Source organism: Chitinolyticbacter meiyuanensis, assembly GCF_008033135.1.
GTDB lineage: Bacteria > Pseudomonadota > Gammaproteobacteria > Burkholderiales > Chitinibacteraceae > Chitinolyticbacter > Chitinolyticbacter meiyuanensis.
Window position 1 is genome coordinate 668,817 of record NZ_CP041335.1, and the last position, 26,610, is coordinate 695,426.

Genomic DNA, 26,610 nt, shown 5'->3' on the forward strand with positions numbered 1-26,610 from the left:
CACTGTGTTATTCAGAAACACAAATTGCCGCAAGCCCTTTGAACGCCTGATTGTTGATGTAGGTAACGGGTTCTGTTTTCTGGCCTTGGATGAATTTTTTAAATAATTCAAGTGTGGTTTCGATGGGGGATTCGCCGCGAAATTGTACGAGAATGCGGGTGTCTCTGTCATTTTTGTCCTTGAATTTGTAGGGCTCACTTGTTGGATCCCAAGCCCAGAAACCCGTATCGGCCGTTCTGCCATCGGAATAATGCAAAACAAACTGCGTTTGAGGGACTTGGGGCTTTCCATAGATATTGACATTCAAGGTGTCTTTCAGGCTGCCCAACTTCATTTTCGGTTCCAGAAGTTGGCAAAACTGCAGCGCATGGTGACGATCATTGAAAAGAATCTTGGAAACAACGACGTTGTATTCGCTGCCAATTTCGATCACGTAAGACTGCTCATTCCAGAAATTGGTCGCAAATGCGCTGGAAGTACCCAGTAATAAAACGGGGGCAAGCAAAAGCGATTTCATGAAATCCTCTACAAGGGCTTGGGGGTCGAAGGGGGTTCCAATTGCAACACAGGGAAGTAGTCTCCAATTGACTGACGGCGATCAATTAAATGGGTTGAATGCCAGCCAAAAAATCCTTGACCGCCTTGGGGCGACGTCACCCCCTCATGAATAGCATTTCGCTTTAGAGTCCGGCCCCCGATATTACCGGTTTCTTCCTCGCTAGCTGCCGGGCATAGGCCGATGGCGTCAGCCCGCCCAACGCCTTCTTCGGCCGCTCCTCGTTGTATTCCCGTCGCCAGGCTTCGATCACCACCCGCGCATGCGCCAAGCTGGTGAACCAGTGCTCGTTCAGACATTCGTCCCGCAGCCGGCCATTGAATGATTCGATGTAAGCGTTCTGGTTCGGTTTGCCCGGTTCAATCTGCCGCAGCGTGATGCCGCGCCGGTACGCCCAGTGCAGCATCGCTCGACCGCAGAACTCCTTGCCGTTGTCAGTGCGAATCACCTGCGGCAAGCCGCGTGAGACCGCTAATCGATCCAGTTGCCGCGTCAGAATTTCGCCACTGATGGCTCGCTCCGGGATCACCGCAATGGCTTCATGCGTGGCATCGTCGACAACGGTCAGGCATTTGATCACTCGTCCTTCGGCCGTGCGATCAAACACGAAGTCCATCGACCAGACCGCATTGGCGACCTGCGGCCGGATCAGCGGCTGCCGCTCCGATGGCGGCACCTTCTTGCGCTTGCGTCGCCGCACTTGCAGCCCGGCCAGTGCATATAGCCGTTCTACCCGCTTGTGGTTCACTGCCCAGCCGCTCTGGCGCAGCTTCAGATAGATCATCCCTGCACCGTAGCGACGATGGCGCTGCGCCAGTTCGACGATCCGCTGCCGTAACATGCCGTTCCGATCCGGCTTGGGCCGGTAGCGCAAGGCGCTCGGACTCATTCGGGCGATGCGCAACGCCCAGCGCTCACTCAGACCCCGTCCGGCGAGGAACCGCACCAGCTCGCGTCGCGTTGGTGCGGTCACCACTTTTTTTGCAGTGCTTCCTTGATGACCTCGTTTTCGAGCATCGAATTGGCCAGCATGCGCTTGAGCCGAGCATTCTCGGCCTCGAGTTCCTTGAGCCGCTTGGCGTCGGAGACGCTCATGCCACCGAACTTGCTGCGCCAGAGATAGTAACTGGCTTCGGAGAAACCGTGCCGGCGGCACAGTTCCTTGATGGGCAAGCCCGCTTCGGCCTCGCGCAGGAAGCCGATGATTTGTTCTTCGGAAAAGCGTTTCTTCACGTCCAGTCTCCTTGATGGAAGGGATTGGACTCTAAAGCTGCGTGCTACTCAAACTTGGGGGGACGTCGGTTGTACTTTTTTATTTGGGAGAAACCATTTTTCTTGAAGAGATGAAAGGCTTTCCCAGATGGTCTGCAAGAATGCGTCAAGCGCACTCTGCAGCTCCGGCTTGAAACAGATGGGGCTCAAAAGCGCGATCGTTGACATTTGCTGAGGTGCGAAAGAGGTTGAGCAATCGGTTGGAAAAGGTGCCAGCCGCTCGACTTCGCGATACTCACCTTGCATTTGGCTGCTGCATGGCGACTGCGATCATGAACTTGAAGCAATATTGCATAATGTCTGCTTCGGTGGAGGCACTGCGCTTGCTCAACTGAGTGCGTCGGCGAGAGCGAGGTTCTGTCTAACACAGTGCCAACCCTAGGTCATGCAGTCGTCTCTTTTCGAGGGCAGTCGCGCGGTGTCGGGCTTCCAGGCAGGAACGGGCTTAAGGCCAAAGCAAAACCGGGGCACTGCCCCGGTTTTTCTGTATCAGGCCGCCAGCTTGGCTGCCGCATCGCGCAGTGCGGTGCGCAACCCTTCCTCGATCACCGGATGGTAGAACGGCATGTCGAGCATCTGCGGCACGGTCAGCTGCATCTGGTGTGCCCAGGCGAGCAGGTGGGCGATGTGCTCGGCGCGCGGGCCGATCCATTCGGCGCCGAGGAAACGACCACTCTCCTTGTCGGCATAGACATGCATCAGGCCCTTGTTCTTCAGCATCACGCGGCTACGGCCCTGGTCCTCGAAGCTGACTTCGCCCACCACGATGGTCGCGGGATCGAGATCGGCGTAGCGGGCGCCGACCATGGCGATCTGCGGATCGCTGAACACGATGGCGATCGGCGAGCGGCGCAGGCCGGGACCAACTTCCGGGTAGCGGGCGGCGTTGTTGCCGGCGGTCTTGCCTTCGTCGGCTGCCTCGTGCAGCAGTGGCAGCACGTTGTTGGCGTCGCCGGCGAGGAAGATGGGGCTGTTGCCACATCGCAGCGTATCGGCATCGAACAGCGGCACGCCGCGTTCATCCAGCGCGATGTCGGTGTGCTCAAGGCCGAGGTTCTTCACGTTCGGTGTGCGGCCGGTGGCGAGCAGCACATAGTCGAAACGCTCGGTCACCGGTTCGCCATCGCGGCCGGCAAAGCGGATCACCGCCTCGTCGCCATCGCGGCTCATCGCTTCGATCTGCGCGTGCGCACTCAGGGCGAAATCGGCGGAGAGCACGGTGTTGGCATAGTCGCGGATGGCTGGGTCGGTCAGTGGGCCGATGTGGCCGCTGCGGCCGAACACGCGCACGATCACGCCGAGCCGCGACAGCGCCTGCCCGAGCTCCAGCCCGATCACGCCGGGGCCGAACACCGCTACGCGGCGTGGCAGCGCATCCCAGGCGAACACGTCGTCGTTCACTACCAGGCGGTCACCGAACACGGTGAAGGCATCAGGCACGCTGGGGCTGGAGCCGGTGGCGATGACCACGCTGCCGGCGTGTACGCGGGTGGCGCCGACCTGCAGGGTGGTGGTGTCGACAAACTGGGCGTAGCCGGCGAGCTTGTCCTCTGCAGGAATGCCGTCGACGCTGCGCAGCACGAAACCGACGAAGCGATCGCGTTCGCGCTTCACCCGGTCCATCACCTCGCGGCCGTTGATCACGATGTCGCCATCGACACGCACGCCAAAGGCTGCCGTGTGGCGCAGCTCGTGCGCGGCTTCGGCGGCAGCAATCAGGAGCTTGGACGGCATGCAGCCGACACGGGCGCAGGTGGTGCCGCCCGGGCCGCCTTCGATCAGCAGCGCAGTCTTGCCGGAGGCCTTGGCGGCGCGATAGGCAGCAAGGCCAGCGGTGCCGGCGCCGATCACGGCAACATCGACTTGGCGGGTGTTCTGGGTCATGGCGGGCTCCTGTTCTTGATTTGGCGCTGTTGCTGCTGGTGCAACCGTCGCACCCGGCATCACTCGCTGGGAATGGGGCCGGGTCCGACGACTGTCGGACCGATCGCCTGCTGTTCGCTGGCGATTGAGGGGAGCGAAACTTCGACCCCCTTGCTTCGCACGGTTACGCGGCCGCGAGGTATTCCTCGAGCTGTTCCGAACCACCGATGAGCTGGCCATTGATGAACACCTGTGGGGCGGTCATCTTGCCGGAGACGGCACCGAGCACCTTGCCGCGTGTCTTGTGTTCCAGCGCCACGTCAATGAAGTCGAAGCCCTTGTTGGTCAGCAGTTCCTTGGCCTTGGCGCAGAACGGGCAACCTTCCTTGGAGAACACCACGACCTGGTCCGGCTTCTTGGCGTTCGGTGCAACGTGGGCCAGCATGGTGTCGGCATCGGATACCTCGAACGGATCGCCTTCCTTCTGTGGCTCGACGAACATCTTTTCGACCACGCCATCCTTCACCAGCATCGAGTAGCGCCAGCTGCGCTTGCCAAAGCCGAGGTCGGCCTTGTCCACCAGCATGCCCATGCCTTCGGTGAATTCGCCGTTGCCGTCCGGGATCATCACGATGTTCTGCGATTCCTGATCCTTGGCCCATTCGTTCATCACGAAGGTGTCATTCACCGACACGCAGAGGATGGCGTCGACGCCGTGCTTGGCGAACACCGGCGCCAGTTCGTTGTAGCGCGGCAGGTGGGTGGAGGAACACGTCGGGGTGAAGGCGCCAGGTAGCGAGAACACCACCACGGTCTTGCCGTTGAACAGCTCGTCGGTGGTGACGTTCTTCCATTCGTTGTTCTCGCGGACGCGGAAGGTGACATTGGGGACGCGTTGGCCTTCGTGGTTCTTCAACATGCGGGTTCTCCTGTTTTGAGCGGGGATGCTGCGTTGCAGCGACGGAACGAAGTATCCCGTCCCAGTGGATGATTGGTCCAATTGATCGTTTAAAAGTTTTTAGTGAAAAAAAACTATTGATCGCGATCAAGCAGAGGCTGATCAGCCATGGTGTGGCCGTTGAGCTAGAACGCGCTCCTACTCCTGCTTGAGAGCGCTTCTAGGAAGGAAAGTGACTGTGCAAACTACCGCACAGGTGCACGGATCAGGCGAGGAAGAGGTCGAGAAACCAGTAATCGCCATGGCGCTGTCGTGCACCGTGACGTACAGCGAGCGGTGCGGCGAACGCGGGCGCATCGAGCACCGCGGTGTGGTACTCGCCGTTCTCGCCACAGGCGTCGATGCCCAGCGCCTCGAGTTCGGCCAGCAGTGCGCGGTCGATGGCACGGCCGAGGAAGTCGGGCCCCATCGCGGCATGGCACGAGACGATGTGCGCCACGATGCCGCTCTCCACCATCTCCTCGACCAGTTCGCGCCGACTGCGTTGCCACAGCGGCAGCAGCGGCGTGATGCCGGCGTGTGCGCAGACCATTTCCTCCCAGTCGCGGTGTGGCTGCAGATCGATGTCGCCGAACACTGCCGCCCTGGCGCCGTGTCGCTCGCGTGCTTCGACCAGTCGGGCGATGAATTCGGCTTCATAGTCGCCCCAGCTGGCGCTGCCGGTGAGCAAGGGCAGTCCGAGTGCCGTGGCCTGCGCCTGCAACAACGCTGGCGTGAGGCCGTGCGAGCGCGAGCGCTCCCCGGTTTCGTTCAGCATGTTGAGCAGGGCGACGGGGCGATGGCCGGCGGCAAGGGCGAGCTGTAATGCGTGGCAGCTATCCTTGCCGCCACTCCATGAGGCAACGAAGGGGAGGGGCATGGCGGCGATTGTCGCACCGCTTGGCGCAACTACGTAAGCAAAGTATTCCAAGCTTACAAACTTCGAGCTATAGTGTGGGGCAAATGGTTTGAAGTTAACCCAATGAATCTGCGCGGTTTTTGGCTGTTTTCCGCAGCCTTCCTCTTTGCTGTCCCGGTGCTGTCTCAAGCAGCGTCTGACCCTGTATTAAAGGTGGCGCACACTTCGGGCACCGGGTACCCGCTGGTGACGCTGGACGGCAATCGGGTGAACGGTGGCCTGCTGCGCGATCTGGGCGAGCTGATCGCCCTGCGGCTGGGCACCCGCGCCCAGCACGTGCTGATGCCGCGCGGTCGCATGGAGAAGGCGATCGAGGTCGGTGAGGCGCATATCGTCTGCTATTCCAGCCCCGGCTGGTCGTCCGGCGCGGTCGGCAACTGGACCCGCCACGTGCTGCCGCAGATCGAGCGTGCGGTCACCCTGGCCGAAAACGCGCCGCCGCAAAAAACGCCTGACGATTTCATCGGCAAGCGCATGGCGGTGATGACGGGCTACCACTTCGCGCCGATCCAGCCCTTGTTCGAGCGCGGCGAAACGCAGCGCGTCAACGATACTAAGGTCGAGAATCTGTTCCAGCGGGTCAAGCATGGCCAGGCTGATGCGCTGATCGCGTCCGAGGCGGAAATCGAGGGCTACTTCAAGCAACGGCCGAAGGAGCGTGCCCGCTATGCGATCGGCCGCTTGCCATTCACCGTGGTGCAGACCCAATGCCTGGTCTCGCCGCGCTCGCCCTGGAGCGTGGCGGCGATCAATACCGCGCTTGCCGAGATGGAACAGGCCGGCGAGATCGAGCGCCTGGCCCGCCGCTATGGCATGTCGGTGCGCTAGCCCAGGCGCTTGAGGAACACCTTCATCTCACGCGCGGCCTGGATGTCGCCGCGTGCCTCGGCCACCGCAACCCCGTCGCGGTAGGCTTCGGCCGCTCCCGCGGCATCCCCCGTCGTTGCCAGTGCCTTGCCCAAGAGCTTATAGGCAGCTGAATACTTCGCGTCGTGTGCAATGGCGGCGCGCAGGTGCGTGACCGCCTCCGCGGCCTGGCCGTCGGCAAGCAGTGCCTGGCCCAGACCGAAGCGCAGCAACGCGTTGTCCTGGCCACGCGCCAGCATGGCGCTGAAGGCGGCGATCTGGCGAGCGTGATCCATCATTGCCCCAGTTTGCGTGCCACCCACGCCAGCAGTGCCCAGCCGACGATGAAGGCGGTGCCGCCGAGCGGGGTGATCGCACCGAACCAGCGCGGCGCGCCGAGCGCCATCGCGTAGAGCGAGCCCGAGAACAGCACGATGCCGATCTGCAGCGCCCAGCCGGCCGGGCGCACTGCGGCGGCGGGTTGTTGCAGCAGCAACAGACCGATGGCGACGAGGCCGAGCGCATGCCAGCTATGGTATTGCACGCCGGTCTGCCACCAGCCGAGCTGTTCCACCGACAGCCGGGCCTTGAGGCCATGTGCGCCGAAGGCGCCGAGCACCACGGCGAGCAGCAGGTTGAGGGCGCCAAGGGCGATGAAGTTGGGCATGGCAGGTTCCGGGTGAGGCAAAAACGAAGGGGCCGTTGCCGGCCCCTTGCGGTGATCGTCGCTGGCCACCGGCAGTGCCGCGGCCAGGCCGTGCCGGCTTACTTCTCGACGAAGGCGCGCTCGATCACGTAGTCACCGGGCTGGCCGATACGCTTGGAGACTTTGAAGCCGCGGGCGTCCAGCAGATCGCAGGTGTCCTTCAGCATGGCCGGGCTGCCACACAGCATGGCGCGGTCGGTTTCCGGATTCAGCGGTGGCAGGCCGATGTCGCTGAACAACTTGCCCGATTCGATCAGGTCGGTGAGGCGACCCTGATTGCGGAACGGCTCGCGGGTCACGGTGGGGTAGTAGATCAGCTTCTCGCGTACCGCATCACCGAAGAATTCGTTGTTCGGCAGTTCCTTCTCGATGAAGTCGGCGTAGGCGAGCTCGCTGACCTGGCGTACACCGTGCACCAGGATGATCTTGTCGTATTGCTCGTACGCTTCCGGATCCTGGATCAGGCTCATGAACGGGGCGAGACCGGTGCCGGTGGAGAGGTAGTACAGGTGCTTGCCCGGGTTCAGGTCGGACAGCACCAGCGTGCCGGTTGGCTTGCGCGACACCAGCAGCTCGTCGCCCACCTGGATCTTCTGCAGGATGGAGGTCAGCGGGCCGTCCTGCACCTTGATGCTGAAGAATTCCAGATGCTCTTCGTAGTTCGGGCTGGCGATCGAATAGGCGCGCATCAGCGGCTTGCCGTTCACCTGCAGGCCGATCATCACGAACTGGCCGTTCTCGAAGCGCAGGGCGGGGTCGCGCGTGGTCTTGAAGCTGAACAGCGTGTCGTTCCAGTGGTGTACCGAGAGAACGCGTTCGGAAGCGAAGGCACTCATTGCAAATCCTGGTTGTGATGTTCGTTGGCGCCGTCGCAACGCCGGGGGCGGTGACGGCGAAGGCCGGGATTATCCCGGCCCGTGCTTACTGTTTCAATGCGGCGGTGAGCTGCGGCACGGCGTCAAAGAGGTCGGCAACGATGCCGAAGTCGGCCACCTGGAAGATGGCCGCGTCTGGATCATGGTTGATCGCCACGATGACCTTGCTGTCCTTCATGCCGGCCAGATGCTGCGCGGCACCGGAAATACCTGCGGCGATATAGAGCTCGGGCGCGACCACGGTGCCGGTCTGACCGACCTGGATGTCGTTGGGTGCGAAGCCGGCATCGACCGCGGCGCGGGTGGCGCCCAAAGCGCCGTTCAGCTGTTGTGCCAATGGTCCGAGCACCGATTCGAAGCGCTCACCGAGGCTACGGCCGCCGGAGATCACGACGCGGGCGGTAGCAAGCTCGGGGCGGTCGCTGACATTGCGGGTTTCCGCCACCCAGCGCGACAGCGTGCCGGCGGCAGGCGCGGCCAGCGTGGTCACGGCGGCGCTGCCGCCGTTGCCGGCGGCATCGAACGCGGTGGTACGGATCGTGACGAGCTGCAGGCCGGCGGCGTTGGTTACCGAAGCGAGCACGTTGCCGGCATAGATCGGGCGCACATAGCTGTTGTTGCCCTTGATCTCGATGACATCGGCGATCAGCGCCACATCCAGCAGCGCGGCGGCGCGCGGCAAGGCGTTCTTCACGAAGGCGGTGTGGGCACCGACGATGGCCTGGTAGTCGCCGGCCAGGGCAACCAGCACGCTGGCGATGTCTTCGGCCAGCGGGTGTTCCAGATGCGCTGCGTCGACGCGGATCACCTGCGCCACGCCGGCTACCCGGGCGGCATCGGCTGCCACAGCGGCAGTGTCGCCCCCCAGCAGCAGCAGGTGGACCGGCGCATTCCATGCCTGCGCGGCGGTCACGGCCTGGCGGGTGGATTGCTTCAGTTGCTGGCCGTCGTGTTCGGCAAGAATCAGGATGCTCATCAAATCACCTTCGCTTCGCGCAGTTTCTGGACCAGCTCGGCAACGCTGCCGACCTTGATGCCGGCGGCGCGCACGGGCGGCTCGGCGGCGGCGGTGCGCGCGACGCGCGGCGCGAAATCGACGCCCAGGCTGTCGGCAGCCAGCGTCTCGATCGGTTTCTTCTTGGCCATCATCAGGTTCGGCAGCTTGACGAAGCGCGGTTCGGCCAAGCGCAGGTCGGCTGTGATCACGGCGGGCAGCTTCAGCGCTACGGTCTCGGTGCCGCCTTCGACTTCACGTACCACTATGGCTTCGCCGTTCTCGATGTCGATCTTGGAGGCGAAGGTGCCCTGCGCGGTGCCAAGCAGGGCGGCCAGCATCTGGCCAACCTGGCCGGCGTCGTCATCGATCGCCTGCTTGCCCAGCAGCACCAGTTGCGGCGCTTCGCGCTCGGCAACGGCCTTCAACAGCTTGGCCACGCCCAAGGGCTGCAGCTCGGTGGCGGTCTCGACCAGGATCACCCGGTCCACGCCCATGGCCAGCGCATGGCGCAGCACGTCCTGGCTGGTGGCTTCGCCCAGCGTCACGGCGACGATCTCGCTGACGAGACCGCGCTCTTTCAGGCGCAGCGCTTCCTCGACGGCGATCTCGTCGAAGGGGTTGATGCTCATCTTGACGCCGGCGGTATCGACGCCGGAGCCGTCCGCTTTGATCCGTACGCGCACGTTGTGATCGACAACGCGCTTTACGGCCACGAGTGCTTTCATCTTTGCAAGTCCTGGCTATCCCACGATTGCTGCGGATTATATGGCGGGGTGGGGTTATCTGTGAAGTAGATTTGTTAGAACGTTTTTATCTGAGTTAATGATATAGATCAGGATGCTACCCCGTTGTTGATGCCTGCACAGGCCTGCCAACGCACGAGCGGATCGCGCTATGTCCTTGGAATTATTAATCATTGTTAATGATCGAGAATGAATCTCGATACGGTTCAAGGCTTACAATCTCGGGCAGTCCCATCTGTCAGGAGTGCTCCGATGAAGTCCATGCTGTTTGCCCTGCTGTGCGTCGCCGGCCTTGCCCAGGCTGCCGAATACCCGATCGGCAAGCCCGCGATCAAGGCAGGCATGGAGATCGGCGCCGTCTACCTGCAGCCGATCAAGATGGACCCGCCGGGCATGATGCGTGCCGTCGAGCAATCGGATGTGCACCTGGAAGCCGACATCCATGCGGTGAAGGACAACCCGAACGGCTTCGCCGAGGGCGAGTGGATGCCCTACCTGCTGGTGAGGTACGAGATCCAGAAGGTCGGCAGCAAGAACGTGCTCAAGGGCGACTTCATGCCGATGGTGGCGAGCGATGGCCCGCATTACGGCGACAACGTGAAGCTGGAAGGCCCGGGCAAGTACAAGCTCAAGTACACCATCCTGCCGCCATCGCAGAACCCGATGGCGCACTTTGGCCGCCACGTGGACAAGGAAACCGGCGTCGGCCCTTGGTTTGCACCGTTCGAACTCAACTACGAGTTCACCTACGCCGGCACCGGCAAGAAGGGCGGTTACTGAGATGGGGAGCGCGGTGGCCCGCAGCGGTGCGCTCGCGGCCGTGCTGCTGCTGAGCGCCGTTGGCGCGCGGGCTGCCGACATGCCGGTGTTCAAGATCACGATCCGCGACGGCACCATCAGCCCAACCCGGATCGAAGCGCCGGCGGGCACCCGCTTCAAGCTCGAGATCACCAATGCCGGCAAGTCACCGGCGGAGTTCGAGAGCATCTCGCTGCGCAAGGAAAAGGTGCTGGGCCCTGGCGTGACCTCCTTCGTGGTGGTGAACCCGACCAGCCCAGCACAGCATGTCTATTTCGATGATTTCCACCCGCAGGCCAAGGGCGTGCTGGTGATCAAGTAGCGATCCGCCAAGGCATTCATGGAACAGGTTCTCTTCATCGTCTGGCGCGAAAGCGTCGAGGCGCTCTTGGTCGTCGGCATCCTCTATGCCTGGCTGCGCGCCAATCCGGCCGGTCGGCCGGGGCTGCGCTACCTGTGGGGGGGCGTCGCGGCGGGTCTGGCGCTGTCAGGCGTGCTGGCGCTGTTGATCCTCGGCGTGGCCACCTTTTTGTCGGACGATGGCCAGCAGTATTTCCAGGCCGGCATGAGCCTGGTTGCTGCGGCGCTGATCGTGCAGATGGTGTACTGGATGCGCCGCCACGGCCGCACGCTCAAGCGCGAGCTCGAATCCGGGCTGGCGTATAACGTGGCGCGGGCCAACTGGTGGAGGCTGTTCCTGCTGGTGACCATTGCCGTGGCGCGCGAAGGCAGCGAGACCGTGGTGTTCCTCTACGGCACCATCGCCACCGCGCAGGGCGGCGAGCTGCTGCACTATGCCATGGCCGGCACCGTGGGCCTTGCGGCCGCGTTCGGCACGTTCTGGCTGCTGCAGCTCTCAAGCCGCTTTGTCACCTGGCGGCTGTTCTTCCGCGTGACCGAGGTATTGCTGCTGCTGCTGGCGGGCTCGCTCTTGGTTGGCGGGTTGGAGAAGCTGGTGTCCATCGGCACGCTGCCGGGCTTGGTCGATCCGCTGTGGAACAGCTCGGCGTTGCTCGACGACAGTGGCGGCCTTGGTAAGCTGTTGGCTGATTTCGCCGGCTACCGCGCGCAACCGGCGCTGTCGGTGCTGCTGGCCTGGCTGGTGTTCTGGGCCGCATCGGTGTCGCTGCTGCGGCGCGCGGCGCGCTGACATGACGGCGCTGTCCCACGCCACGTTCGCCTTCGGCGACTTCCTGCGCCGGCACCAGCGTGCGCTGCGCCGGCTGCAATGGGGCGTGGTGCTGGTCTATGTCGCGCTGATCGTGGTGCCGGTGTTCCTGCCGCTGCCCGATGAGCACGCGCGGGTGTTCAACCACCTGACGGTGGCGGCGCAGTTCGCGTTCTGGGGCATCTGGTGGCCGTTCGTGCTGGTGTCGATGCCACTCTTGGGCCGCGCCTGGTGCGGCTGGCTGTGCCCGGAGGGCATGCTCACCGAGTGGGCCAGCGAGCGCGGCCGTGGGCGGCCGATCCCGCGCTGGGTGCGCTGGGGCGGCTGGCCGCTGGTGGCGTTCGCGCTGACCACCATCTACGGCCAACTGGTCAGCGTCTATCAATACCCGCTCGCGGTGCTGCTGGTGCTGGGCGGCTCCACCGCCGGGGCCATTGCCGTCGGCTTCTGGTATGGCCGCAGCAAACGGGTGTGGTGTCGCTACCTGTGCCCGGTGAATGGCGTGTTCACCGTGCTCGCCAAGCTCGCGCCATGGCGCTACCGCGTCGATGAGCAGCAGTGGCGTCGACACGGCAACGCCCGGGTGATCCCGGTGAACTGCGCGCCGCTGCTGCCACTGCGGCATATGCAGGGCGCCGGTGATTGCCATATGTGCGGCCGCTGCAGCGGCCATCGCGACGCCATCGCGCTGGTTGCCCGCAGCCCGGAGCAGGAAATCGTCGAGGTCGCTGCCGGCGATCACTGGCAGACCGCGCTGATCGTGTTCGGCATGATGGGCCTCGCCGTCGGCGCCTTCCTGTGGAGCGCCAGCCCGTGGTTCGTCACCGCCAAGCAGTGGATCGCCACTTGGCTGATCGAGCGCGACATCTACTGGCCGCTGAACGACAACGCCCCCTGGTGGCTGCTCACCCATTACCCCGAAGTCGCCGACAGCTTCTCCTGGCTCGATGGCGCGCTCATCGTCGGCTTCATCGCGGCAAGCGCTGCAGCCATCGGTGGTGCGCTGCTGGCCGCGCTGTGGCTGGCGGACCGGCTGTTGCCCGGACGCGATGCGCTGAGCCTGCACCGGCTGGCACAGGGGCTGATCCCGGCTGCCGGCTGTGGCGTGTTCCTGGGGCTGTCGGCCACGACGATCACGCTGCTCAAGCACGAGGCGGTACCGGTCGGCTGGGCCAACGACGCGCGCTTCGCACTGCTGGCGCTGGCGCTGGCGTGGTCACTGCGGCTGCTGTGGCGCATTGCCGGGCAACGCGGCGCGTCGATGGCGCGGCGTGGTGTGGCCATGCTGCCGTTGCTGGCCGGGCTCGCGCCGTTTGCCGCGGCGTGGTGGTTGTTGTTCGTCGCCTGGTAACCCGGGATGAATTCGCCCGGCCGCGGCTGTCGGGTTTGCCGCGGGTTCGGGGCGCGGATAGAATATCTAAAATACAGATTCTTTCCGCATCCCTTATCGGGGATGGCAATATATCCGACATGAGATACACGCTGCGCCAGTTGGAAATCTTCGTCACCGTGGGACGGCTCGAGAACGTCTCGAGTGCTGCGCGCGAGCTCAATCTGTCGCAATCGGCCACCAGCACCGCACTTGGCGAGTTCGAGCGCCAGTTCAACGTGCAGCTGTTCGACCGCGTCGGCAAGACGCTGCAGCTCAACACGCTGGGCCGCCGGCTGTTGCCGCGTGCCTCCGCGCTGATCGATCAGGCGCGCGAAGTGGAAACGCTGCTGGAGGGGCGCGAGGGCTTCGGCAAGCTGCATATCGGCGCCACGCTGACCATCGGCAACTACCTCGCCACCATCCTGATCTCGCAGTTCATGCAGCGCCACCCGGAAAGCCGGGTGAAGCTCGACGTGCACAACACCGCCACCATCGTGCAGAACCTCGCCGACTACAGCATCGACCTGGGGTTGATCGAGGGTGAGACCCACCACCCAGAGCTGGAAGTGCAGCCCTGGGTGGCCGACGAGCTGGTGGTGTTCGCGGCGCCCGGACACCCGCTGGCGCGGGCCGGCCGGGCCTCGATCGCCGCGCTGCTGGCCGAGCCGTGGATCCTGCGCGAGCACGGTTCGGGCACGCGCGAAACCTTCGACCAGGCGCTGCGCAACCAGCACAACGGCCTCAATATCCGGCTGGAGCTGGAGCACACCGAGGCGATCAAGCGCGCGGTGGAGTCCGGCCTTGGCATCGGCTGCATCTCGCGGCTGGCGCTGCGCGAGGATTTCCAGCGCGGCAACCTCGCGCCGATCGAGGTACCGGAGCTCGACCTGCGCCGGCAGTTCCGCTTTGTCTGGCACAAGCAGAAATACCAGAGCCCCGGCATGCGTGAGTTCGTCGCGCTGTGCCGCGCCATGACTGAGGACGTGCGCCGCAGCGACGAGATCCGCCTGCCGGCCCTGGCCTGAACACCGCGTCCGGCGGTCGTTTTCCCGTTTGACCTCGCGCAGTTTTTCCGGCCCCGCCGCTGACCTGGGCCATGCCGCCCGTTAGAATGGCGGACTATCCAGATTGAATGCCAAGGGTGTGTGATGGAACGCGATGTGATGCAGTATGACCTCCTGATCGTCGGCGCAGGGCCGGCCGGCCTGTCAGCCGCGATCCGCGCCAAACAGCTGGCGGGCGAGCGTGGCCAGGAAGTGAGCGTCTGCGTGCTGGAGAAGGGCGCCGAGGTCGGCGCGCACATCCTTTCGGGGGCAGTGATCGATCCCATCGCGCTCAATGAGCTGATCCCGGACTGGCAGGCCCGCCGTGCGCCGCTGCACACCGCCGTCACCGACGACGAATTCCTCGTCCTTGACGAGGACCAGTCGTACGGCCTGCCGAGCTGGGGCCTGCCGCCGATGCTGCGCAACCACGGCACCTACATCGCCAGCCTGGGCGACACCTGTAAGTGGCTGGCCGCCGAGGCCGAGGCGCTGGGCGTCGAGATCTACGCCGGTTTCGCCGCCGCGCAGGTGCTGTTCGACGACGCCGGCCGCGTGGCCGGCGTGATCACCGGCGACATGGGGCGTGACGCACAGGGCAAGGAAACCACGCAATTCGCGCTGGGCATGGAAATCCGCGCCGCCTACACGCTGTTCGGCGAAGGCGTGCGCGGCTCGCTCACCCGCCAACTCGAGGAAAAGCTCGGCCTGCGCGCCGAATCGGGCCCGCAGAAGCACGGCATCGGCATCAAGGAAGTGTGGCGCATTCCGGCGGACCAGCATCGGCCGGGCCTGGTGCAGCACACGCTGGGCTGGCCGCTCGACAACCGCACCGGCGGCGGCTCCTTCATCTATCACTATGGCGAGCAATTGCTGGCCATCGGCTTCGTCGTCCATCTCGACTATGCCAACCCGCACCTGTCGCCGTTCGACGAGTTCCAGCGCTTCAAGACCCATCCGGCCATCCGCAAGCTGCTGGCAGGTGGCGAGCGACTGTCGTATGGCGCACGCGCCATCAGCGAGGGTGGTATCCAGGCCTGGCCGAAGTTCGTGTTCCCTGGTGGCGCACTGATCGGCTGTGCGGCCGGCATGGTGAATGTGCCGCGGATCAAGGGCACGCACAACGCGATGAAGTCCGGCATGCTGGCGGCCGAATCGGCCGTCGCCGCGCTGGCGGCCGGTCGTGCACAGGACGAGCTCGCCGACTATCCGGCGGCGCTGCATGCGTCGTGGGTGGGCAAGGAGCTCGACATGGTGCGCAACATCAAGCCCATGCTGTCGCGGCTTGGCACCTTCGGCGGCATGGCCGCGGCCGGCGCCGAGCTGTGGCTGGGCGCGGCCGGCATCCGCCTGCCGTGGACGCTCAAGCACCGCAAGGCCGACCACGAGAGCCTCAAGCCCGCCGCCGAGATGCCGAGGATCGCCTATCCGAAGCCGGATAACGTGGTCAGCTTCGATCGCATGAGCTCGGTAGCACTGTCCAACCTCGCGCACGACACCAACCAGCCGGTGCACCTCACGTTGAAGGATGCCAGCGTGCCGGTGGCATACAACCTGCCACGGTTCGATGCGCCCGAGCAGCGTTATTGCCCGGCCGGCGTCTACGAGATCCTCGCCGATGCGAACGGCACGCGGCTGCAGATCAATGCGCAGAACTGCGTGCATTGCAAGACCTGCGACATCAAGGACCCGACCCAGAATATCGTCTGGGTCACACCTGAGGGTGGCAGCGGCCCGGTATATACCGCTATGTAAGCGTTTTCAAGGCGTTGCGCGTGGCGACGGCCCGTGTACGCTTGGCGATTGTCGCTTGCAAAGCGCTGTCGTGATCTGCACTATCGCCGCAAAAGATCGCGCCAGTTCGTTGCATGACTTCCCGGTTTCAGCTTCCATCATCCCCATCTGACCCGTCATCGTCGCCCGAGGACGTGCCACGCCCGCGCCTGGCGTCGGCCGACACCTCGCTCGATGCGCAGCTGGCACAGGCGGCGGCATTGGTCGCCAAGGGCCAGGCTGCGTCGGCGTTGCCGACCCTGCGTCGCTTGCTGAGTGCTGCCCGCCGCCGCGACGCCGCCAGTGGCATGCGCACGCTGCTGTTGATCGGCCGCGCCCATGCGGTGCTGGGGGCGTGGAACGAGGCAATCGCCCACTGGGCCCGCGCACTGGAGCTGGCGCTGGCCGAGCAGGATCGCGATGCCTGCATCGAGGGCTGGTTGTCGCTCGGCGAGCTCTACCTGGAACACGACGATGCCGCGCATGGCTACGAATGCATCGAGCTCGCCTGTAGCCTGGCGCAGGGCACGCCAGCGGCGATGCGCGCGCATATCGACCTGGCCGCCGCACTGATCGCATTGGGTGACCCTGACCTTGCCCGCGCCGCGCTCGACGTGGCCCGTGATGCGCTGGTCGCCGACCAGCCCGGCCTGCGGGCCCGGCTGCAGCAGCTCTATGGCACGCTGGCTGAAGCCACCGGTGACCTCGCTGCCGCCCGTCGCCATGTCGAATCGGCGCTGGCGCTGCAGGTCGAGGCGCGCAGCACGGCCGGCCAAGCGCAATGCCAGCTGGCGCTGGGCCGGCTGGCGCTGGCCGCCGGTGAGGACGTGCCGGCCGAGCAGGCGCTGCTCGCGGCGCTGCGCTTGTCCGAGCAGCTCAGCGCGCCGCAACCGGGACGCGATGCCCACCTTGCGCTGTCCGGCCTCTACGAGGGGCGGGGCGATTACGTCGCGGCGACGCGCCACTATGCCGAGTATTACCAGCGCCAGCTGCGCATCGCCGGCCAGCGCCGCCGCAGTGCGGTATCGAACCAGCGGCTGGCGCATATCGAGATGCGGCTCAAGCTGCTTACCTCCGAGATCGAACTGTGGCAGCTGCGCGAGGAAAGCGATGCCGGCCGCGTGCGCATGCGCGAGCTGCAGGAGGCTGCGTATCGCGATGCGCTTACCGGCGTCTACAACCGCCGTGCGCTGAACGAGCGGCTGCCCGAGCTGCTGGCGGAAGCGGAAAACCGCCAGCAGTCGCTGTCGCTGCTGTTGATCGATTTTGACCATTTCAAGCAGGTGAATGATCGTTACTCGCACGCCGTGGGCGATATGGTGCTGCGCGCCGGCGCCACGCTGTTCCGCGACGAGCGCCGCAGCGTCGACCTGCTGGCGCGCTATGGCGGCGAGGAGTTCGCGCTGCTGCTGCCCGGTGCCGACCTTGCCCGGGCGCGCGAGGCGGCCGAGCGGCTGCGCGAGCGGGTGGAGCATTTCCAGTGGTCGACGCTGGAGCCGGGCCTGACGGTAACGGTGAGCGTGGGCTGCGCCGAGCTGGGACCGGGCGACAGCGCCGACATCCTGTTCTCGCGCGCGGACCTCGCGCTCTACATGGCCAAGCGCAACGGCCGCAACCGCGTGTCGGTGGAGTCCGGCTTCTGATGCAGACCCCCGAACAGTTCCTTGCGGAGTTCGAACCGTTGGCTGCGGCAGCGCGCAATGGCTCGCCTGAGCGGCCCGAAGTAATGGCCGACTGGCTGGCGCGCGCCAAGCGGCTGGGCGATGCGGTGACCATCGCCCGCGTCTATGTCACGCTGGGGCATGCGCACCAGCATGTCGGCGCCTTGCCACGGGCACAGGCCGCGTTCCGCGCGGCGATCCCGCTGTTCGACGAGGCGCGGCACGACCGCGACATGATCGAGGCCCAGCTGCAGCTCGGGCATGCGTATTACGTGGCCGGCGCCTACCAGCGCGCACTCAGTGTGTGGCTGGACAGCCTGTCGCGGGTGCATGCGATGCACGACATCGAGAACGGCGCCCGCGTCTACTTGGGCGTCGGCAAGGTGTATTACGCGATCGAGGACTATGCCACCGCGCTGGCCTATCACGAGTTCGCGCTCAAGCTCGCCGAGCCGCAGGGCGATCCGTACCTCAGTTGCGAAGTGCTGATCAATATCGCTGGCGACGCGTATCGCCAGCAGGTGTACGACCGTGCACTGGCGGCACTGAAGGAGGCTGGCGGCCTGCTGCGCGGCGCGGTGCGCAACCAGGTGTGGGAGGCCGAGGTGCGCAGCTACCACGGCCTGATCCACTATGCGCGCGGTGATTACCCGGCCGCGCGCACGGCGCTGGAGGGCGCGCTTGCCATCCATAGGCTGAACCAGAACCGTTGGGGGTTGGCCCATGTGCTGCTGGCGCTGGGCCGCACGCTGTTGCGGCTCGATCAGCACGACGAGGCTGAGGCCGCATTGCAGGAGGCGATGCAGCTGGCCGGCGATGCCGGGATGACCACGGTGCAGCGCGACGCGGCGGACCTGCTGGCCGACTTGGCGCTGCGGCGCAACGATCACCGGGCCGCGCTCGCGGCCTACAAGCATCTGGCTGCGTTGGCCTGCCCGGACGATGGCAGCGCGATGTCGCTGCGCACTGGTGCGGCGGTGGCCGAGCGGCTGCGCCGCGCCATGCTGCAGACCCGCATCGAGCAGACGCGATTGCGGCTGGGCGCATGAAGCCCTGCCAACGAAAAAAGCCCGCGGACGCGGGCTTTTTCATCAGTGCGCTGATTCAGGCTGCGAGCGGCGTTGCGTCGTACTGCGCTTCGCCGAAGGCCAGGATCGGGAAGAAGATGAAGGGCAGAAACAACATGCCCAGTGCGAAACCGACACCGCGGCCGAAGTGCTTGGCGATATCGAAGATCAGCACGATGGTGATCAGGTTGAGGATGGGGATCAGCGCCAGGATGATCCACCAGTCCGGGCGCTTGGCGATCTTCACCATCAGGTAGAGGTTGTAGATCGGCACCAGCGAGCCCCAGCCCGGCTGGCCGGCCTTGGTGAAGATTTTCCACATCGCGACGAAATAGAACGCCACAAACGCCAGCGTGAACAACATGCCCAGCAATCCCGCCATTTTCCTGCTCCCTGATCATGTATTGGTCTGCGGGCGCCTGGGGCGTCCCGGCTGCCCGGCGGAAAGTGTATTTTCGTGCTCGGGCAAGCAAGGGGATATTGCAGGAAAGTTACCAGAAAGCAAAATAATGCCATCGGCGTGCAGCAGCGCTGCAACAGCGGATGGCGGTGCGTCAGAAGCAAGCAGCCCGGCGTGGGGTCGGGCTGCTTGGCATGGCGAGCGGCTGGGGCTTACGCGCCGTAGACGCGGGCCTCGCGTGGAGTCAGCCAGACAGCGTCGCCCACCGCCCAGCGCTCGCCCTGGTAGCGCTCGCGGGTGAGTTCCACTTCCAGCGCCTCGTGCGCATCGGTCTTCACTTCCAGTCGCACCGTCGCACCCAACAGGCGCACATGGGTGACGACGCCGGCGAGCGCATCGCTGCTGGCGCTGCGGGCAAGATCGATTTCGTGGGGGCGCACATAGATCACCGCCTTGTCGCCGGCTTCGGGCGCGGCGAAGCGGGTGCCGCCGACTTCGGCCCAGCCATCGTGCACGCGGGAATGGAACAGGTTCACGTCGCCAAGGAACTGGTAGACGAAGGGCGAGGCCGGTGCGTCGTAGACTTCCGCTGGCGTACCCGATTGCTCGATCTGGCCCTTGTTCATCACTACCACCCGGTCGGCCACTTCCAGCGCCTCTTCCTGGTCGTGGGTGACGAACACCGAGGTGATGTGCATCTCGTCGTGCAGCCGGCGCAACCAGCGGCGCAGCTCCTTGCGCACCTTGGTGTCGAGTGCGCCAAAGGGCTCATCGAGCAGCAGCACGCGCGGCTCCACTGCCAGCGCGCGGGCCAGGGCGATGCGCTGGCGCTGGCCACCGGAGAGCTGGGCCGGATAGCGGTCGGCCAGCCAGTCGAGCTGCACCAGATCCAGGAGCTCGTGCACCTTTTTCTTGATCGCTTCCTCGCTTGGCCGGGTCTTCTTCGGCCGCACGCGCAGGCCGAAGGCCACGTTCTCGAACACGGTCATATGGCGGAACAGCGCGTAGTGCTGGAACACGAAGCCGACCTGGCGCTCGCGCACGTGAGTGTCGGTGGCGTCCTCGCCGTGGAACAGGATCTGGCCGGCATCCGGCGTTTCCAGCCCGGCGATCACGCGCAACAGCGTGGTCTTGCCGCAGCCGGAGGGGCCGAGCAGGGCCAGGAGTTCGCCGCTTCGGATGTCGAGGTTGATGTCGTTCAGCGCCTGGAACTGGCCGAAGCGCTTGCTGATGTTCTTGATTTCGATGCTCATGATCTTTTTGTCCGATAAGGGGCGCGTACGCTCATTGATCGCTCAGGGCATTGCGCTGGTCTTCGAGGGCGAGGCGCGCGCTGCGCCATTCCACATAGCTCTTGGCCACCAGCGTCACCAGCGCCAACAGGGCGAGGACGGACGCGCAGGCGAAGGCGCCGACGAAGTTGTATTCGTTGTAAAGAATCTCGACGTGCAGCGGCACCGTGTTGGTCAGGCCGCGGATATGGCCGGACACCACCGACACCGCGCCGAACTCGCCCATGGCGCGGGCGTTGGCGAGGATCACGCCGTAGAGCAGGCCCCACTTGATGTTGGGCAGCGTCACCCGCCAGAACGTCTGCCAGCCCGAGGCGCCGAGCACCATGGCGGCCTGTTCCTCGTCGCTGCCTTGCGCTTCCATCAGCGGGATCAGCTCGCGAGCGACGAAGGGGAAGGTAACGAACACGGTGGCGAGCACGATGCCGGGCACGGCGAAGATGACCTTCACGTTGTGGTCGGACAGCCACGGCCCCCACCAGCCCTGCGCGCCAAACAGCAGCACGTAGATCAGGCCGGCGACCACCGGGGAGACCGAGAACGGCAGGTCGATCAGCGTGATCAACAGGCTCTTGCCGCGGAACTCGAATTTGGCGATGGCCCAGGCGGCGGCCACGCCGAACACCAGATTCAGCGGCACGGCGATCACGGCGACCAGCAACGTGAGCTTGATCGCGGACAGGGCATCGGGCTCGACGAGGGCCGCCAGGTAGAGATTCCAGCCCTGGCGCAGTGCTTCGACGAACACCGACACCAGCGGGATCACCAGGAACAGGCCGACGAACAGCAGTGCGAGGCCGGTCAGGAGATAGCGCACCGGTCGTGACTCGGTGGTCACGATGGAGCGCGGGGTATTGTTGATGGCACCAGCCATGTTATTTCCTCCTGCCCAGGCGCTTGGCCGACCACCACTGCAGGCCGTTGATGATGAACAGCAGCGCGAACGACACCACCAGCATCACCACGGCGATGGCGGTGGCGCCCAGGTAGTCGTACTGCTCCAGTTTGGAGATGATCATCAGCGGCGTGATCTCGGATACGAAGGGCATGTTGCCGGCGATGAAGATCACCGAGCCGTATTCGCCGACGGCACGGGCGAAGGCCAGCGCGAAGCCGGTGAGCAGCGCCGGCAGCAGCATCGGCAGGATCACCTTCCAGAAGATCTGCCAGCGGGTGGCACCGAGGCTGGCCGCGGCTTCCTCCAGCTCGTGCTCCAGATCTTCCAGCACCGGCTGCACCGTGCGTACCACGAAGGGCAGCGTGACGAAGGTCAGCGCCACCACGATACCCAGCGGCGTGAACGCCACCTTGATGCCGAGCGGATCGAGGTATTGGCCGAGCCAGCCATTGGGGGCATACAGCGTGGCGAGCGCGATGCCGGCCACGGCGGTGGGCAACGCGAACGGCAGGTCGACCAGCGCATCGATCAGCCGCTTGCCGGGGAAGGGATAGCGCACCAGCACCCAGGCCAGCAGCAGGCCGGCGAACAGGTTGAGCGTGGCGGCAATCGCGGAGGCGCCGAAGGTCACCTTGTAGGTGGCGACCACCCGTGGATCGGCCACCGCTGCCCAGAACGCCGTCCAGGTCAAATCCGAGGACTTGACCACCAGCGCCGTCAAGGGCAACAGCACGATGATGGAGAGATAGAGCAGCGTGTAGCCCAGTGACAGGCCAAAGCCCGGCAGCACGCTGTGTTGTTTGAAAGCCATGGGGACTCCAGGCGGAAAAGCTTGTCGTTATGAATGCGGTGTGAAGCAGGGCGGCGCGAGTGGGGGCTCGCGCCTTGCCCGGTAGGCTTACTTGCCGGCGACCTTGGCCGCGATCTGGTCGTAGATGCCGCCGTCGTCGAAGTGAGTCTTCTGGGCCTTGGCCCAACCACCGAAGTCGGCGACGGTGAAGAGCTTCACGGCTGGGAACTGCTTGGCGAACTTGGCGGCAACGCCTGCATCACGCGGGCGCAGGTAGTTCTGCGCGGCCACGGTCTGGCCTTCCGGGCTCCACAGGTACTTCAGGTATTCCTCAGCCGCCTTGCGGGTACCCTTCTTGTCGACCACCTTGTCGACCACGGCCACCGGCAGGTCGGCATCGATCGAGATCGACGGGTAGACCACCTCGAAGCCGCCACGGCCGAATTCGCGGGCGATCATCTCGGCCTCGTTCTCGAAGGTGATCAGCACATCGCCGATCTGGCGCTGCATGAAGGTGGTGGTGGCGGCACGGCCACCCGAATCGAGCACCGGCACGTTCTTGAACAGTGCGGTCACGAAATCGCGCGCCTTGGCATCGTTGCCGCCCGGCAGCTTGGCGGCATAGCCCCAGGCCGCGAGGTAGGTGTAGCGACCGTTGCCGCTGGTCTTGGGGTTGGGCACGATGATCTGTACACCCGGCTTCACCAGGTCGTTCCAGTCGCGGATAGCCTTGGGGTTGCCCTTGCGCACGATCAGCACCTGCAGGCTGGAGAACGGCGAGGCCTCGTTCGGCAGCTTCTTCTCCCAGCCCGCGTTCACCTGCTTGCCCTTGTCGACGATGGCGTCGATATCGAGGCTCTGGTTCATCGTCACCACGTCCGCTTCCAGCCCGTCGATCACCGAGCGCGCCTGCTTGGACGAGCCACCGTGCGATTGCTGGATGGTGACCTTGTCCTTGAACTTGGCTTCGTAATATTTGGCGAAGACCGGGTTGTAGTCCTTGTAGAAGTCGCGCATCACGTCGTAAGAAACGTTGAGCAACGTCACGTCGGCGAGGGCCGGTTGGGCGACGAGCGCAAGGGCGACGAGCAGGGCGGAGGCACGCTTGATCATGATGGGTTCCGGAAAGTAGGACCTGCCGATTATCGCCGCGCTTGATATCTCGCCAAAGACTATAAAATTCGATGTGTATGGCGCAGCGGAATAAGGCTGGCCGTCGCTACAGACTGACTTTGACGGTCAGCAAATTCAGGCGCGCTGCGGCTTGACCGGCCTTGCCATGCATGCCAAGGTTCATCCCGCTCGGGGGGCCGCAGTCGCGGCTGAGAGGCGCAGGGCGCCGACCCGTTGAACCTGATCTGGGTCGTGCCAGCGTAGGGAAGCCCGTGTGCGTCGTTGAACACCTCTTCCTGGCCGATCCGTTTTGCATCCTGCTTGGATAGGCCATGTCCCAACCCGTCAATTCCGCGCTCAGCGCGATTCCTGCCGCCGAGCGCCGCTTCGGCTTCCTAGATCATCTCACGTTGTGGGGCAGCCTCGGCGTCGGCCTCTTGGTGATCCAGCTCGGCACCTTCCTCGTGCCGGCGCTGTCGTTTGCCGAGGCGCTGTCCGCCATCGCGCTGGGCTCGCTGGTGGGGGTGGCGCTGCTGGCGTGGGTGGGCCGGCTGGGCGCGCAATCGGGCCTGGCGAGCGCCGGGCTGATCCATGGCGCGCTCGGCAGCAAGCTGGCGGCGCTGCCGGTGTCGGCCAATGTGTTGCAGCTGATGGGCTGGGCGGTATTCGAGATCGTGGTGCTGCGCGATGGCATCGGCGCCATCGCCAAACAGCAATGGGGCGTGACGGCGCCGCTGGCGACCACGGTGTTCGTCGGCGCCATCCTGTTTGCGCTGCTTTCCCTCTCCATGGTTGGCGTGGTGCGCAAGCTGGTGCGCCACATCGGCCTGCCCTTGATGGTGCTGGCGCTGGGCTGGCTCACCTGGCAGTTCCTCGGTGAAGCATCGCGTACCGGCTGGGACGTGCTGTTCGCGCGCGCCGGCACCGGTGTCATGGGCTTTGGCGCGGCGGTCGATCTGGCGATTGCGATGCCAATCAGCTGGCTGCCGCTGGTGGCCGACTACAGCCGCTACGGCAAGAGCAGTCGCGGCGCGGCCGGCGGCATTGCTGTCGGTTATCTGCTGGCCAACACCTGGTGCCTGTCGCTCGGCGTGCTGATCGCCATGCTGCATCCGGGCGGCGAGATGATGGCGACCATCCTGCTCGCCAGCGGCGGCGCCATCGCGCTGGCGCTGGTGCTGTGCGACGAAATCGACAATGCCTATGGCGACCTGTATTCGGGCTCCGTGTCCACGCACAGCCTTGCGCCATGGCTTCCCCTGCGCCGGCTGGGCCCGGTGCTGGCGGTACTGGCCACGGCGCTCGCCTGCTTCGTGCCGATCCACGACTACGAAGGGTTCCTGCTGATGATCGGTTCGGTGTTCGTGCCACTGTTCGGCGTGGTGATCGCGCACCACGGCCTGCATGCCAAGCAGCCGGATGGCCGCGCCGTGGCATGGCCGGCACTGATTGCCTGGCTGGCCGGCATTGCGGTGTACCAGCTGGTGAGCCGCGCCGCCGGCGACATCGGCGCCTCGTTGCCGTCACTGGCCACGGCGTTCTGCCTGCAGCTGGCCTTGTCCGGCGTGGCAGCACGCCGGCTGCAACCGGCGTAGCGACCGGTTCTCACCCGCCCGCCGAGTGATCGGTGCAGCGGCTAACAAAGAACCCGGATGTGTCCGGGTTCTTTGTTTGGTGGCGAGCAAACTATAGCGTGGCGATCGAGACTTCGGTCGATTTGACGAAGGCGATCACCTCGCTGCCCGGCTTCAGATCGAGCTCCTTGACCGAGCGCGTGGTGATCACCGAGGTGACGATGCCGGCGGGCGTGGCCACATCGACTTCGGAGACCACCGGGCCTTCGATGATTTCCTGGATGGTGCCGCGGAACTGGTTGCGTACGTTGATCGACTTGATGCTCATGGTGTTGCTCCTGGTGGTGAGGTCAGAGCGCCCAGCGCAGAGCGCCGGGGGCGATGGCAGGTTCGACGGGTGCGGCGGCAGGCTGGCCTTCGGGTTGCTGCAGCACGCGGTTGAGGATGCTTTCTTCCAATGTGGCAAAGGTGGCGGCGCCACGGGTGCGCGGGCGCGACAGCGCCACGGGGGTATCGAGACCGATGCGACCCTGCTCGATCAGGATCACCCGGTCGGCGAGGGCAACGGCCTCCTGCACGTCGTGCGTCACCAGCAGCACGGTGAAGCGGTGGTGCTGCCAGATGCGTTCGATCAGCTGCTGCATCTCGATGCGGGTCAGGGCATCGAGCGCGCCCAGCGGCTCGTCGAGCAGCAATAGCTGTGGCTGGTGGATCAGCGCGCGCGCCAGCGCCACGCGTTGCCGCTGGCCGCCGGAAAGCTGGCTCGGCCACTTGTCGGCGTGCTCGGCGAGGCCGACTTCGGCCAGCGCGTCGCGTGCCTTGGCCTGCCAGTTGCCGGTAAGGCCAAGGCCGACGTTGGCCAGCACCGTCTTCCACGGTAGCAGCCGTGCATCCTGGAACATCAGCCGGGTATCGATGCCGGAGCGGGCCAGCGGTGCGCCATCGGCGTGGATGACGCCGCCACTGGCGGTGTCGAGCTGGGCGATCAGCCGCAGCAGCGTCGATTTGCCGCAGCCGGAGCGGCCGACGATGGCGACGAACTCACCGGCAGCGATGTCGAGATCGAGGTCGTGCAGCACGGTCTGCGTGCCGAAGCGGCGCGCGAGCCCACGGATGGCGAGCGCGACGCCAAGGCCGGGTTGAAGCGTGGTCTGGGTCATGGCGTTCATCCTTGGTAGGCCGGGTGCCAGCGCAGCCAGACGCGTTCCAGCTGGCGGGCCAGCACATCGCTGGCCTTGCCGAGCAGCGCGTACAGCAGGATGGCGAGCACCACGATGTCGGTCTGCAGGAATTCGCGTGCATTCATCGCGAGGTAGCCGATGCCGGAACTCGCCGAAATGGTCTCGGCCACGATCAGCAGGATCCAGGCAAAGCCGATGGCGAAGCGCACGCCGACGAGGATGCTGGGCAGCGCACCCGGCAGGATCACGTCGCGGAACAGTGGCCAGCCTTTCACGCCATAGCTCCTGGCCATTTCGACGAGGCCAGTGTCCACTGATTTGATGCCGTGATAGGTGTTGATGTAGACCGGGAACAGCGTGCCGAAGGCGACCAGGAACAGCTTGGCGCCCTCGTCGATGCCGAACCACAGGATCACCAGCGGGATCAGCGCCAGCGGCGGGATGTTGCGGATCATCTGCACGCTGGTATCGAGCAGTAGCTCGCCACGGCGCGACAGGCCGGTGATCAGCCCCAGCAGCAGCCCAAGGCCCCCGCCGATGGCAAAGCCGATGGTGGCGCGCCAGAAGCTGATCTTGAGATGGGTCCACAGCTCGCCCGATTGTGCGAGCGTCACGCCGGCCTTCAGCACGTCGAACGGCGGCGGCAGGATGCGGCTGCCGATCAGGCCGGCCACGGCCGCCCACTGCCAGCCGGCGATCAGCAGCACGGGCACCGCCCAAGGCGCCAGTCGCTTGTAGAGGGTGTTGGCAATGCTCATCACACTGC

General features: G+C 65.0%; 28 protein-coding genes, 1 pseudogene and 1 riboswitch. Of the genes and pseudogenes, 10 read left to right on the top strand and 19 right to left on the bottom strand.

Features of this window, described 5'->3' with window-relative positions:
• Nucleotides 1-7 precede the first annotated feature (7 nt).
• The 6 genes and pseudogenes from FLM21_RS03160 to FLM21_RS03180 form a co-directional block, all read right to left on the bottom strand.
• A complete protein-coding gene (locus tag FLM21_RS03160; protein WP_148714175.1) occupies nucleotides 8-517 on the bottom strand; it encodes a hypothetical protein in 510 nt (169 codons plus the stop codon).
• A 163-nt stretch (nucleotides 518-680) separates the two neighbouring features.
• Nucleotides 681-1,712 (bottom strand): IS3 family transposase, encoded by a 1,032-nt coding sequence (locus tag FLM21_RS03165; protein ID WP_246120704.1) that lies wholly within the window; start codon nucleotides 1,710-1,712, stop codon nucleotides 681-683.
• A pseudogene (locus FLM21_RS21215) lies at nucleotides 1,640-1,789 on the bottom strand (transposase); the annotation flags it as partial. The pseudogene FLM21_RS21215 and the gene FLM21_RS03165, both read right to left, overlap by 73 nt.
• 528 nt (nucleotides 1,790-2,317) lie before the next feature.
• Nucleotides 2,318-3,712 carry a dihydrolipoyl dehydrogenase gene (locus FLM21_RS03170; protein ID WP_148714176.1) on the bottom strand — a complete coding sequence of 465 codons (1,395 nt, stop codon included), beginning with the start codon at nucleotides 3,710-3,712 and terminating at the stop codon, nucleotides 2,318-2,320.
• A gap of 163 nt (nucleotides 3,713-3,875) precedes the next feature.
• A complete protein-coding gene (locus FLM21_RS03175; protein ID WP_148714177.1) occupies nucleotides 3,876-4,610 on the bottom strand; it encodes a glutathione peroxidase in 735 nt (244 codons plus the stop codon).
• A 244-nt stretch (nucleotides 4,611-4,854) separates the two neighbouring features.
• On the bottom strand, nucleotides 4,855-5,508 hold the full coding sequence (locus tag FLM21_RS03180) for a Dph6-related ATP pyrophosphatase (protein WP_148714178.1): 654 nt from the start codon (nucleotides 5,506-5,508) through the stop codon (nucleotides 4,855-4,857).
• A gap of 102 nt (nucleotides 5,509-5,610) precedes the next feature.
• On the opposite strand from FLM21_RS03180, the gene FLM21_RS03185 reads away from it, so the two are divergent.
• A complete protein-coding gene (locus tag FLM21_RS03185; RefSeq protein WP_148714179.1) occupies nucleotides 5,611-6,375 on the top strand; it encodes a substrate-binding periplasmic protein in 765 nt (254 codons plus the stop codon).
• On the opposite strand, the gene FLM21_RS03190 is transcribed toward FLM21_RS03185, so the two are convergent.
• The 5 genes from FLM21_RS03190 to FLM21_RS03210 all read right to left on the bottom strand — a co-directional run bounded on the left by FLM21_RS03190 (nucleotide 6,372) and on the right by FLM21_RS03210 (nucleotide 9,696).
• The gene (locus FLM21_RS03190) at nucleotides 6,372-6,692 is read right to left on the bottom strand and encodes a tetratricopeptide repeat protein (RefSeq protein WP_246120811.1); all 321 of its coding nucleotides are present in this window, start codon (nucleotides 6,690-6,692) and stop codon (nucleotides 6,372-6,374) included. The two genes, FLM21_RS03185 and FLM21_RS03190, sit on opposite strands and share 4 nt — an antisense overlap.
• Complete coding sequence (locus FLM21_RS03195) at nucleotides 6,689-7,060, bottom strand: DUF423 domain-containing protein (protein WP_148714180.1); 372 nt, start codon at nucleotides 7,058-7,060, stop codon at nucleotides 6,689-6,691. Before FLM21_RS03195 ends, FLM21_RS03190 begins: the two co-directional genes overlap by 4 nt.
• 98 nt (nucleotides 7,061-7,158) lie before the next feature.
• Nucleotides 7,159-7,935 carry a ferredoxin--NADP reductase gene (locus FLM21_RS03200; RefSeq protein ID WP_148714181.1) on the bottom strand — a complete coding sequence of 259 codons (777 nt, stop codon included), beginning with the start codon at nucleotides 7,933-7,935 and terminating at the stop codon, nucleotides 7,159-7,161.
• An 85-nt stretch (nucleotides 7,936-8,020) separates the two neighbouring features.
• Nucleotides 8,021-8,950 carry an electron transfer flavoprotein subunit alpha/FixB family protein gene (locus FLM21_RS03205; RefSeq protein ID WP_148714182.1) on the bottom strand — a complete coding sequence of 310 codons (930 nt, stop codon included), beginning with the start codon at nucleotides 8,948-8,950 and terminating at the stop codon, nucleotides 8,021-8,023.
• Complete coding sequence (locus FLM21_RS03210) at nucleotides 8,950-9,696, bottom strand: electron transfer flavoprotein subunit beta/FixA family protein (protein WP_148714183.1); 747 nt, start codon at nucleotides 9,694-9,696, stop codon at nucleotides 8,950-8,952. Before FLM21_RS03210 ends, FLM21_RS03205 begins: the two co-directional genes overlap by 1 nt.
• 270 nt (nucleotides 9,697-9,966) lie before the next feature.
• On the opposite strand from FLM21_RS03210, the gene FLM21_RS03215 reads away from it, so the two are divergent.
• The 8 genes from FLM21_RS03215 (at nucleotide 9,967) to FLM21_RS03250 (ending at nucleotide 18,578) form a co-directional block, all read left to right on the top strand.
• On the top strand, nucleotides 9,967-10,494 hold the full coding sequence (locus tag FLM21_RS03215) for an iron transporter (RefSeq protein ID WP_148714184.1): 528 nt from the start codon (nucleotides 9,967-9,969) through the stop codon (nucleotides 10,492-10,494).
• Nucleotides 10,495-10,507: 13 nt separating this feature from the next.
• The gene (locus FLM21_RS03220) at nucleotides 10,508-10,834 is read left to right on the top strand and encodes a cupredoxin domain-containing protein (protein ID WP_246120812.1); all 327 of its coding nucleotides are present in this window, start codon (nucleotides 10,508-10,510) and stop codon (nucleotides 10,832-10,834) included.
• Between the two features lie 18 nt (nucleotides 10,835-10,852).
• Nucleotides 10,853-11,662, top strand: coding sequence for an FTR1 family iron permease (locus tag FLM21_RS03225; RefSeq protein WP_148714186.1), 810 nt, complete (start codon nucleotides 10,853-10,855; stop codon nucleotides 11,660-11,662).
• Between the two features lies 1 nt (nucleotide 11,663).
• Nucleotides 11,664-13,031 (top strand): 4Fe-4S binding protein, encoded by a 1,368-nt coding sequence (locus FLM21_RS03230; protein WP_148714187.1) that lies wholly within the window; start codon nucleotides 11,664-11,666, stop codon nucleotides 13,029-13,031.
• Nucleotides 13,032-13,150: 119 nt separating this feature from the next.
• Entirely contained in the window at nucleotides 13,151-14,077 is a 927-nt protein-coding gene (locus tag FLM21_RS03235) for a LysR family transcriptional regulator (RefSeq protein WP_148714188.1), read from the top strand.
• A 123-nt stretch (nucleotides 14,078-14,200) separates the two neighbouring features.
• Entirely contained in the window at nucleotides 14,201-15,850 is a 1,650-nt protein-coding gene (locus tag FLM21_RS03240; protein ID WP_148717432.1) for an electron transfer flavoprotein-ubiquinone oxidoreductase, read from the top strand.
• A 173-nt stretch (nucleotides 15,851-16,023) separates the two neighbouring features.
• On the top strand, nucleotides 16,024-17,511 hold the full coding sequence (locus FLM21_RS03245; RefSeq protein ID WP_187360062.1) for a GGDEF domain-containing protein: 1,488 nt from the start codon (nucleotides 16,024-16,026) through the stop codon (nucleotides 17,509-17,511).
• Nucleotides 17,511-18,578, top strand: a complete 1,068-nt coding sequence (locus FLM21_RS03250) for a tetratricopeptide repeat protein (protein ID WP_148714190.1) — start codon at nucleotides 17,511-17,513, stop codon at nucleotides 18,576-18,578. The genes FLM21_RS03245 and FLM21_RS03250 overlap by 1 nt, the downstream gene beginning before the upstream one ends.
• Nucleotides 18,579-18,633: 55 nt before the next feature.
• Here FLM21_RS03250 and FLM21_RS03255 read toward each other — a convergent pair whose 3' ends face one another.
• The 5 genes from FLM21_RS03255 to FLM21_RS03275 form a co-directional block, all read right to left on the bottom strand.
• Entirely contained in the window at nucleotides 18,634-18,978 is a 345-nt protein-coding gene (locus tag FLM21_RS03255; RefSeq protein ID WP_148714191.1) for a DUF5684 domain-containing protein, read from the bottom strand.
• 230 nt (nucleotides 18,979-19,208) lie between these two features.
• Nucleotides 19,209-20,249 (bottom strand): sulfate/molybdate ABC transporter ATP-binding protein, encoded by a 1,041-nt coding sequence (locus FLM21_RS03260; RefSeq protein ID WP_148714192.1) that lies wholly within the window; start codon nucleotides 20,247-20,249, stop codon nucleotides 19,209-19,211.
• 31 nt (nucleotides 20,250-20,280) lie between these two features.
• Nucleotides 20,281-21,162 (bottom strand): sulfate ABC transporter permease subunit CysW, encoded by an 882-nt coding sequence (gene cysW, locus FLM21_RS03265; RefSeq protein WP_148714193.1) that lies wholly within the window; start codon nucleotides 21,160-21,162, stop codon nucleotides 20,281-20,283.
• A gap of 1 nt (nucleotide 21,163) precedes the next feature.
• Nucleotides 21,164-21,997, bottom strand: a complete 834-nt coding sequence (gene cysT / locus FLM21_RS03270) for a sulfate ABC transporter permease subunit CysT (RefSeq protein ID WP_148714194.1) — start codon at nucleotides 21,995-21,997, stop codon at nucleotides 21,164-21,166.
• Nucleotides 21,998-22,084: 87 nt separating this feature from the next.
• Entirely contained in the window at nucleotides 22,085-23,089 is a 1,005-nt protein-coding gene (locus FLM21_RS03275; protein ID WP_148714195.1) for a sulfate ABC transporter substrate-binding protein, read from the bottom strand.
• A gap of 180 nt (nucleotides 23,090-23,269) precedes the next feature.
• Nucleotides 23,270-23,373: riboswitch (TPP riboswitch) on the top strand.
• Between the two features lie 48 nt (nucleotides 23,374-23,421).
• On the opposite strand from FLM21_RS03275, the gene FLM21_RS03280 reads away from it, so the two are divergent.
• A complete protein-coding gene (locus FLM21_RS03280; RefSeq protein WP_148714196.1) occupies nucleotides 23,422-24,684 on the top strand; it encodes a purine-cytosine permease family protein in 1,263 nt (420 codons plus the stop codon).
• A 91-nt stretch (nucleotides 24,685-24,775) separates the two neighbouring features.
• On the opposite strand, the gene FLM21_RS03285 is transcribed toward FLM21_RS03280, so the two are convergent.
• From FLM21_RS03285 to ssuC, 3 genes are read right to left on the bottom strand one after another with little or no spacing between them, the layout of a single operon-like run.
• Nucleotides 24,776-24,991 (bottom strand): TOBE domain-containing protein, encoded by a 216-nt coding sequence (locus FLM21_RS03285; RefSeq protein WP_148714197.1) that lies wholly within the window; start codon nucleotides 24,989-24,991, stop codon nucleotides 24,776-24,778.
• Between the two features lie 22 nt (nucleotides 24,992-25,013).
• Nucleotides 25,014-25,823: an ATP-binding cassette domain-containing protein gene (locus FLM21_RS03290; RefSeq protein ID WP_148714198.1), complete on the bottom strand. Its 810-nt coding sequence runs from the start codon at nucleotides 25,821-25,823 to the stop codon at nucleotides 25,014-25,016.
• 5 nt (nucleotides 25,824-25,828) lie between these two features.
• The gene (gene ssuC / locus FLM21_RS03295) at nucleotides 25,829-26,602 is read right to left on the bottom strand and encodes an aliphatic sulfonate ABC transporter permease SsuC (protein ID WP_148714199.1); all 774 of its coding nucleotides are present in this window, start codon (nucleotides 26,600-26,602) and stop codon (nucleotides 25,829-25,831) included.
• Nucleotides 26,603-26,610 lie beyond the last annotated feature (8 nt).

Bases quoted from the DNA above. Each gene is read 5' to 3' on its own strand.
- FLM21_RS03160 (WP_148714175.1), bottom strand. From the start codon at position 517: ATGAAATCGCTTTTGCTTGCCCCCGTTTTATTACTGGGTACTTCCAGC.
- FLM21_RS03170 (WP_148714176.1), bottom strand. From the start codon at position 3,712: ATGACCCAGAACACCCGCCAAGTCGATGTTGCCGTGATCGGCGCCGGC.
- FLM21_RS03175 (WP_148714177.1), bottom strand. From the start codon at position 4,610: ATGTTGAAGAACCACGAAGGCCAACGCGTCCCCAATGTCACCTTCCGC.
- FLM21_RS03180 (WP_148714178.1), bottom strand. From the start codon at position 5,508: ATGCCCCTCCCCTTCGTTGCCTCATGGAGTGGCGGCAAGGATAGCTGC.
- FLM21_RS03185 (WP_148714179.1), top strand. From the start codon at position 5,611: ATGAATCTGCGCGGTTTTTGGCTGTTTTCCGCAGCCTTCCTCTTTGCT.
- FLM21_RS03190 (WP_246120811.1), bottom strand. From the start codon at position 6,692: ATGATGGATCACGCTCGCCAGATCGCCGCCTTCAGCGCCATGCTGGCG.
- FLM21_RS03195 (WP_148714180.1), bottom strand. From the start codon at position 7,060: ATGCCCAACTTCATCGCCCTTGGCGCCCTCAACCTGCTGCTCGCCGTG.
- FLM21_RS03200 (WP_148714181.1), bottom strand. From the start codon at position 7,935: ATGAGTGCCTTCGCTTCCGAACGCGTTCTCTCGGTACACCACTGGAAC.
- FLM21_RS03205 (WP_148714182.1), bottom strand. From the start codon at position 8,950: ATGAGCATCCTGATTCTTGCCGAACACGACGGCCAGCAACTGAAGCAA.
- FLM21_RS03210 (WP_148714183.1), bottom strand. From the start codon at position 9,696: ATGAAAGCACTCGTGGCCGTAAAGCGCGTTGTCGATCACAACGTGCGC.
- FLM21_RS03215 (WP_148714184.1), top strand. From the start codon at position 9,967: ATGAAGTCCATGCTGTTTGCCCTGCTGTGCGTCGCCGGCCTTGCCCAG.
- FLM21_RS03225 (WP_148714186.1), top strand. From the start codon at position 10,853: ATGGAACAGGTTCTCTTCATCGTCTGGCGCGAAAGCGTCGAGGCGCTC.
- FLM21_RS03230 (WP_148714187.1), top strand. From the start codon at position 11,664: ATGACGGCGCTGTCCCACGCCACGTTCGCCTTCGGCGACTTCCTGCGC.
- FLM21_RS03235 (WP_148714188.1), top strand. From the start codon at position 13,151: ATGAGATACACGCTGCGCCAGTTGGAAATCTTCGTCACCGTGGGACGG.
- FLM21_RS03240 (WP_148717432.1), top strand. From the start codon at position 14,201: ATGGAACGCGATGTGATGCAGTATGACCTCCTGATCGTCGGCGCAGGG.
- FLM21_RS03250 (WP_148714190.1), top strand. From the start codon at position 17,511: ATGCAGACCCCCGAACAGTTCCTTGCGGAGTTCGAACCGTTGGCTGCG.
- FLM21_RS03255 (WP_148714191.1), bottom strand. From the start codon at position 18,978: ATGGCGGGATTGCTGGGCATGTTGTTCACGCTGGCGTTTGTGGCGTTC.
- FLM21_RS03260 (WP_148714192.1), bottom strand. From the start codon at position 20,249: ATGAGCATCGAAATCAAGAACATCAGCAAGCGCTTCGGCCAGTTCCAG.
- cysW (WP_148714193.1), bottom strand. From the start codon at position 21,162: ATGGCTGGTGCCATCAACAATACCCCGCGCTCCATCGTGACCACCGAG.
- cysT (WP_148714194.1), bottom strand. From the start codon at position 21,997: ATGGCTTTCAAACAACACAGCGTGCTGCCGGGCTTTGGCCTGTCACTG.
- FLM21_RS03275 (WP_148714195.1), bottom strand. From the start codon at position 23,089: ATGATCAAGCGTGCCTCCGCCCTGCTCGTCGCCCTTGCGCTCGTCGCC.
- FLM21_RS03280 (WP_148714196.1), top strand. From the start codon at position 23,422: ATGTCCCAACCCGTCAATTCCGCGCTCAGCGCGATTCCTGCCGCCGAG.
- FLM21_RS03285 (WP_148714197.1), bottom strand. From the start codon at position 24,991: ATGAGCATCAAGTCGATCAACGTACGCAACCAGTTCCGCGGCACCATC.
- FLM21_RS03290 (WP_148714198.1), bottom strand. From the start codon at position 25,823: ATGACCCAGACCACGCTTCAACCCGGCCTTGGCGTCGCGCTCGCCATC.
- ssuC (WP_148714199.1), bottom strand. From the start codon at position 26,602: ATGAGCATTGCCAACACCCTCTACAAGCGACTGGCGCCTTGGGCGGTG.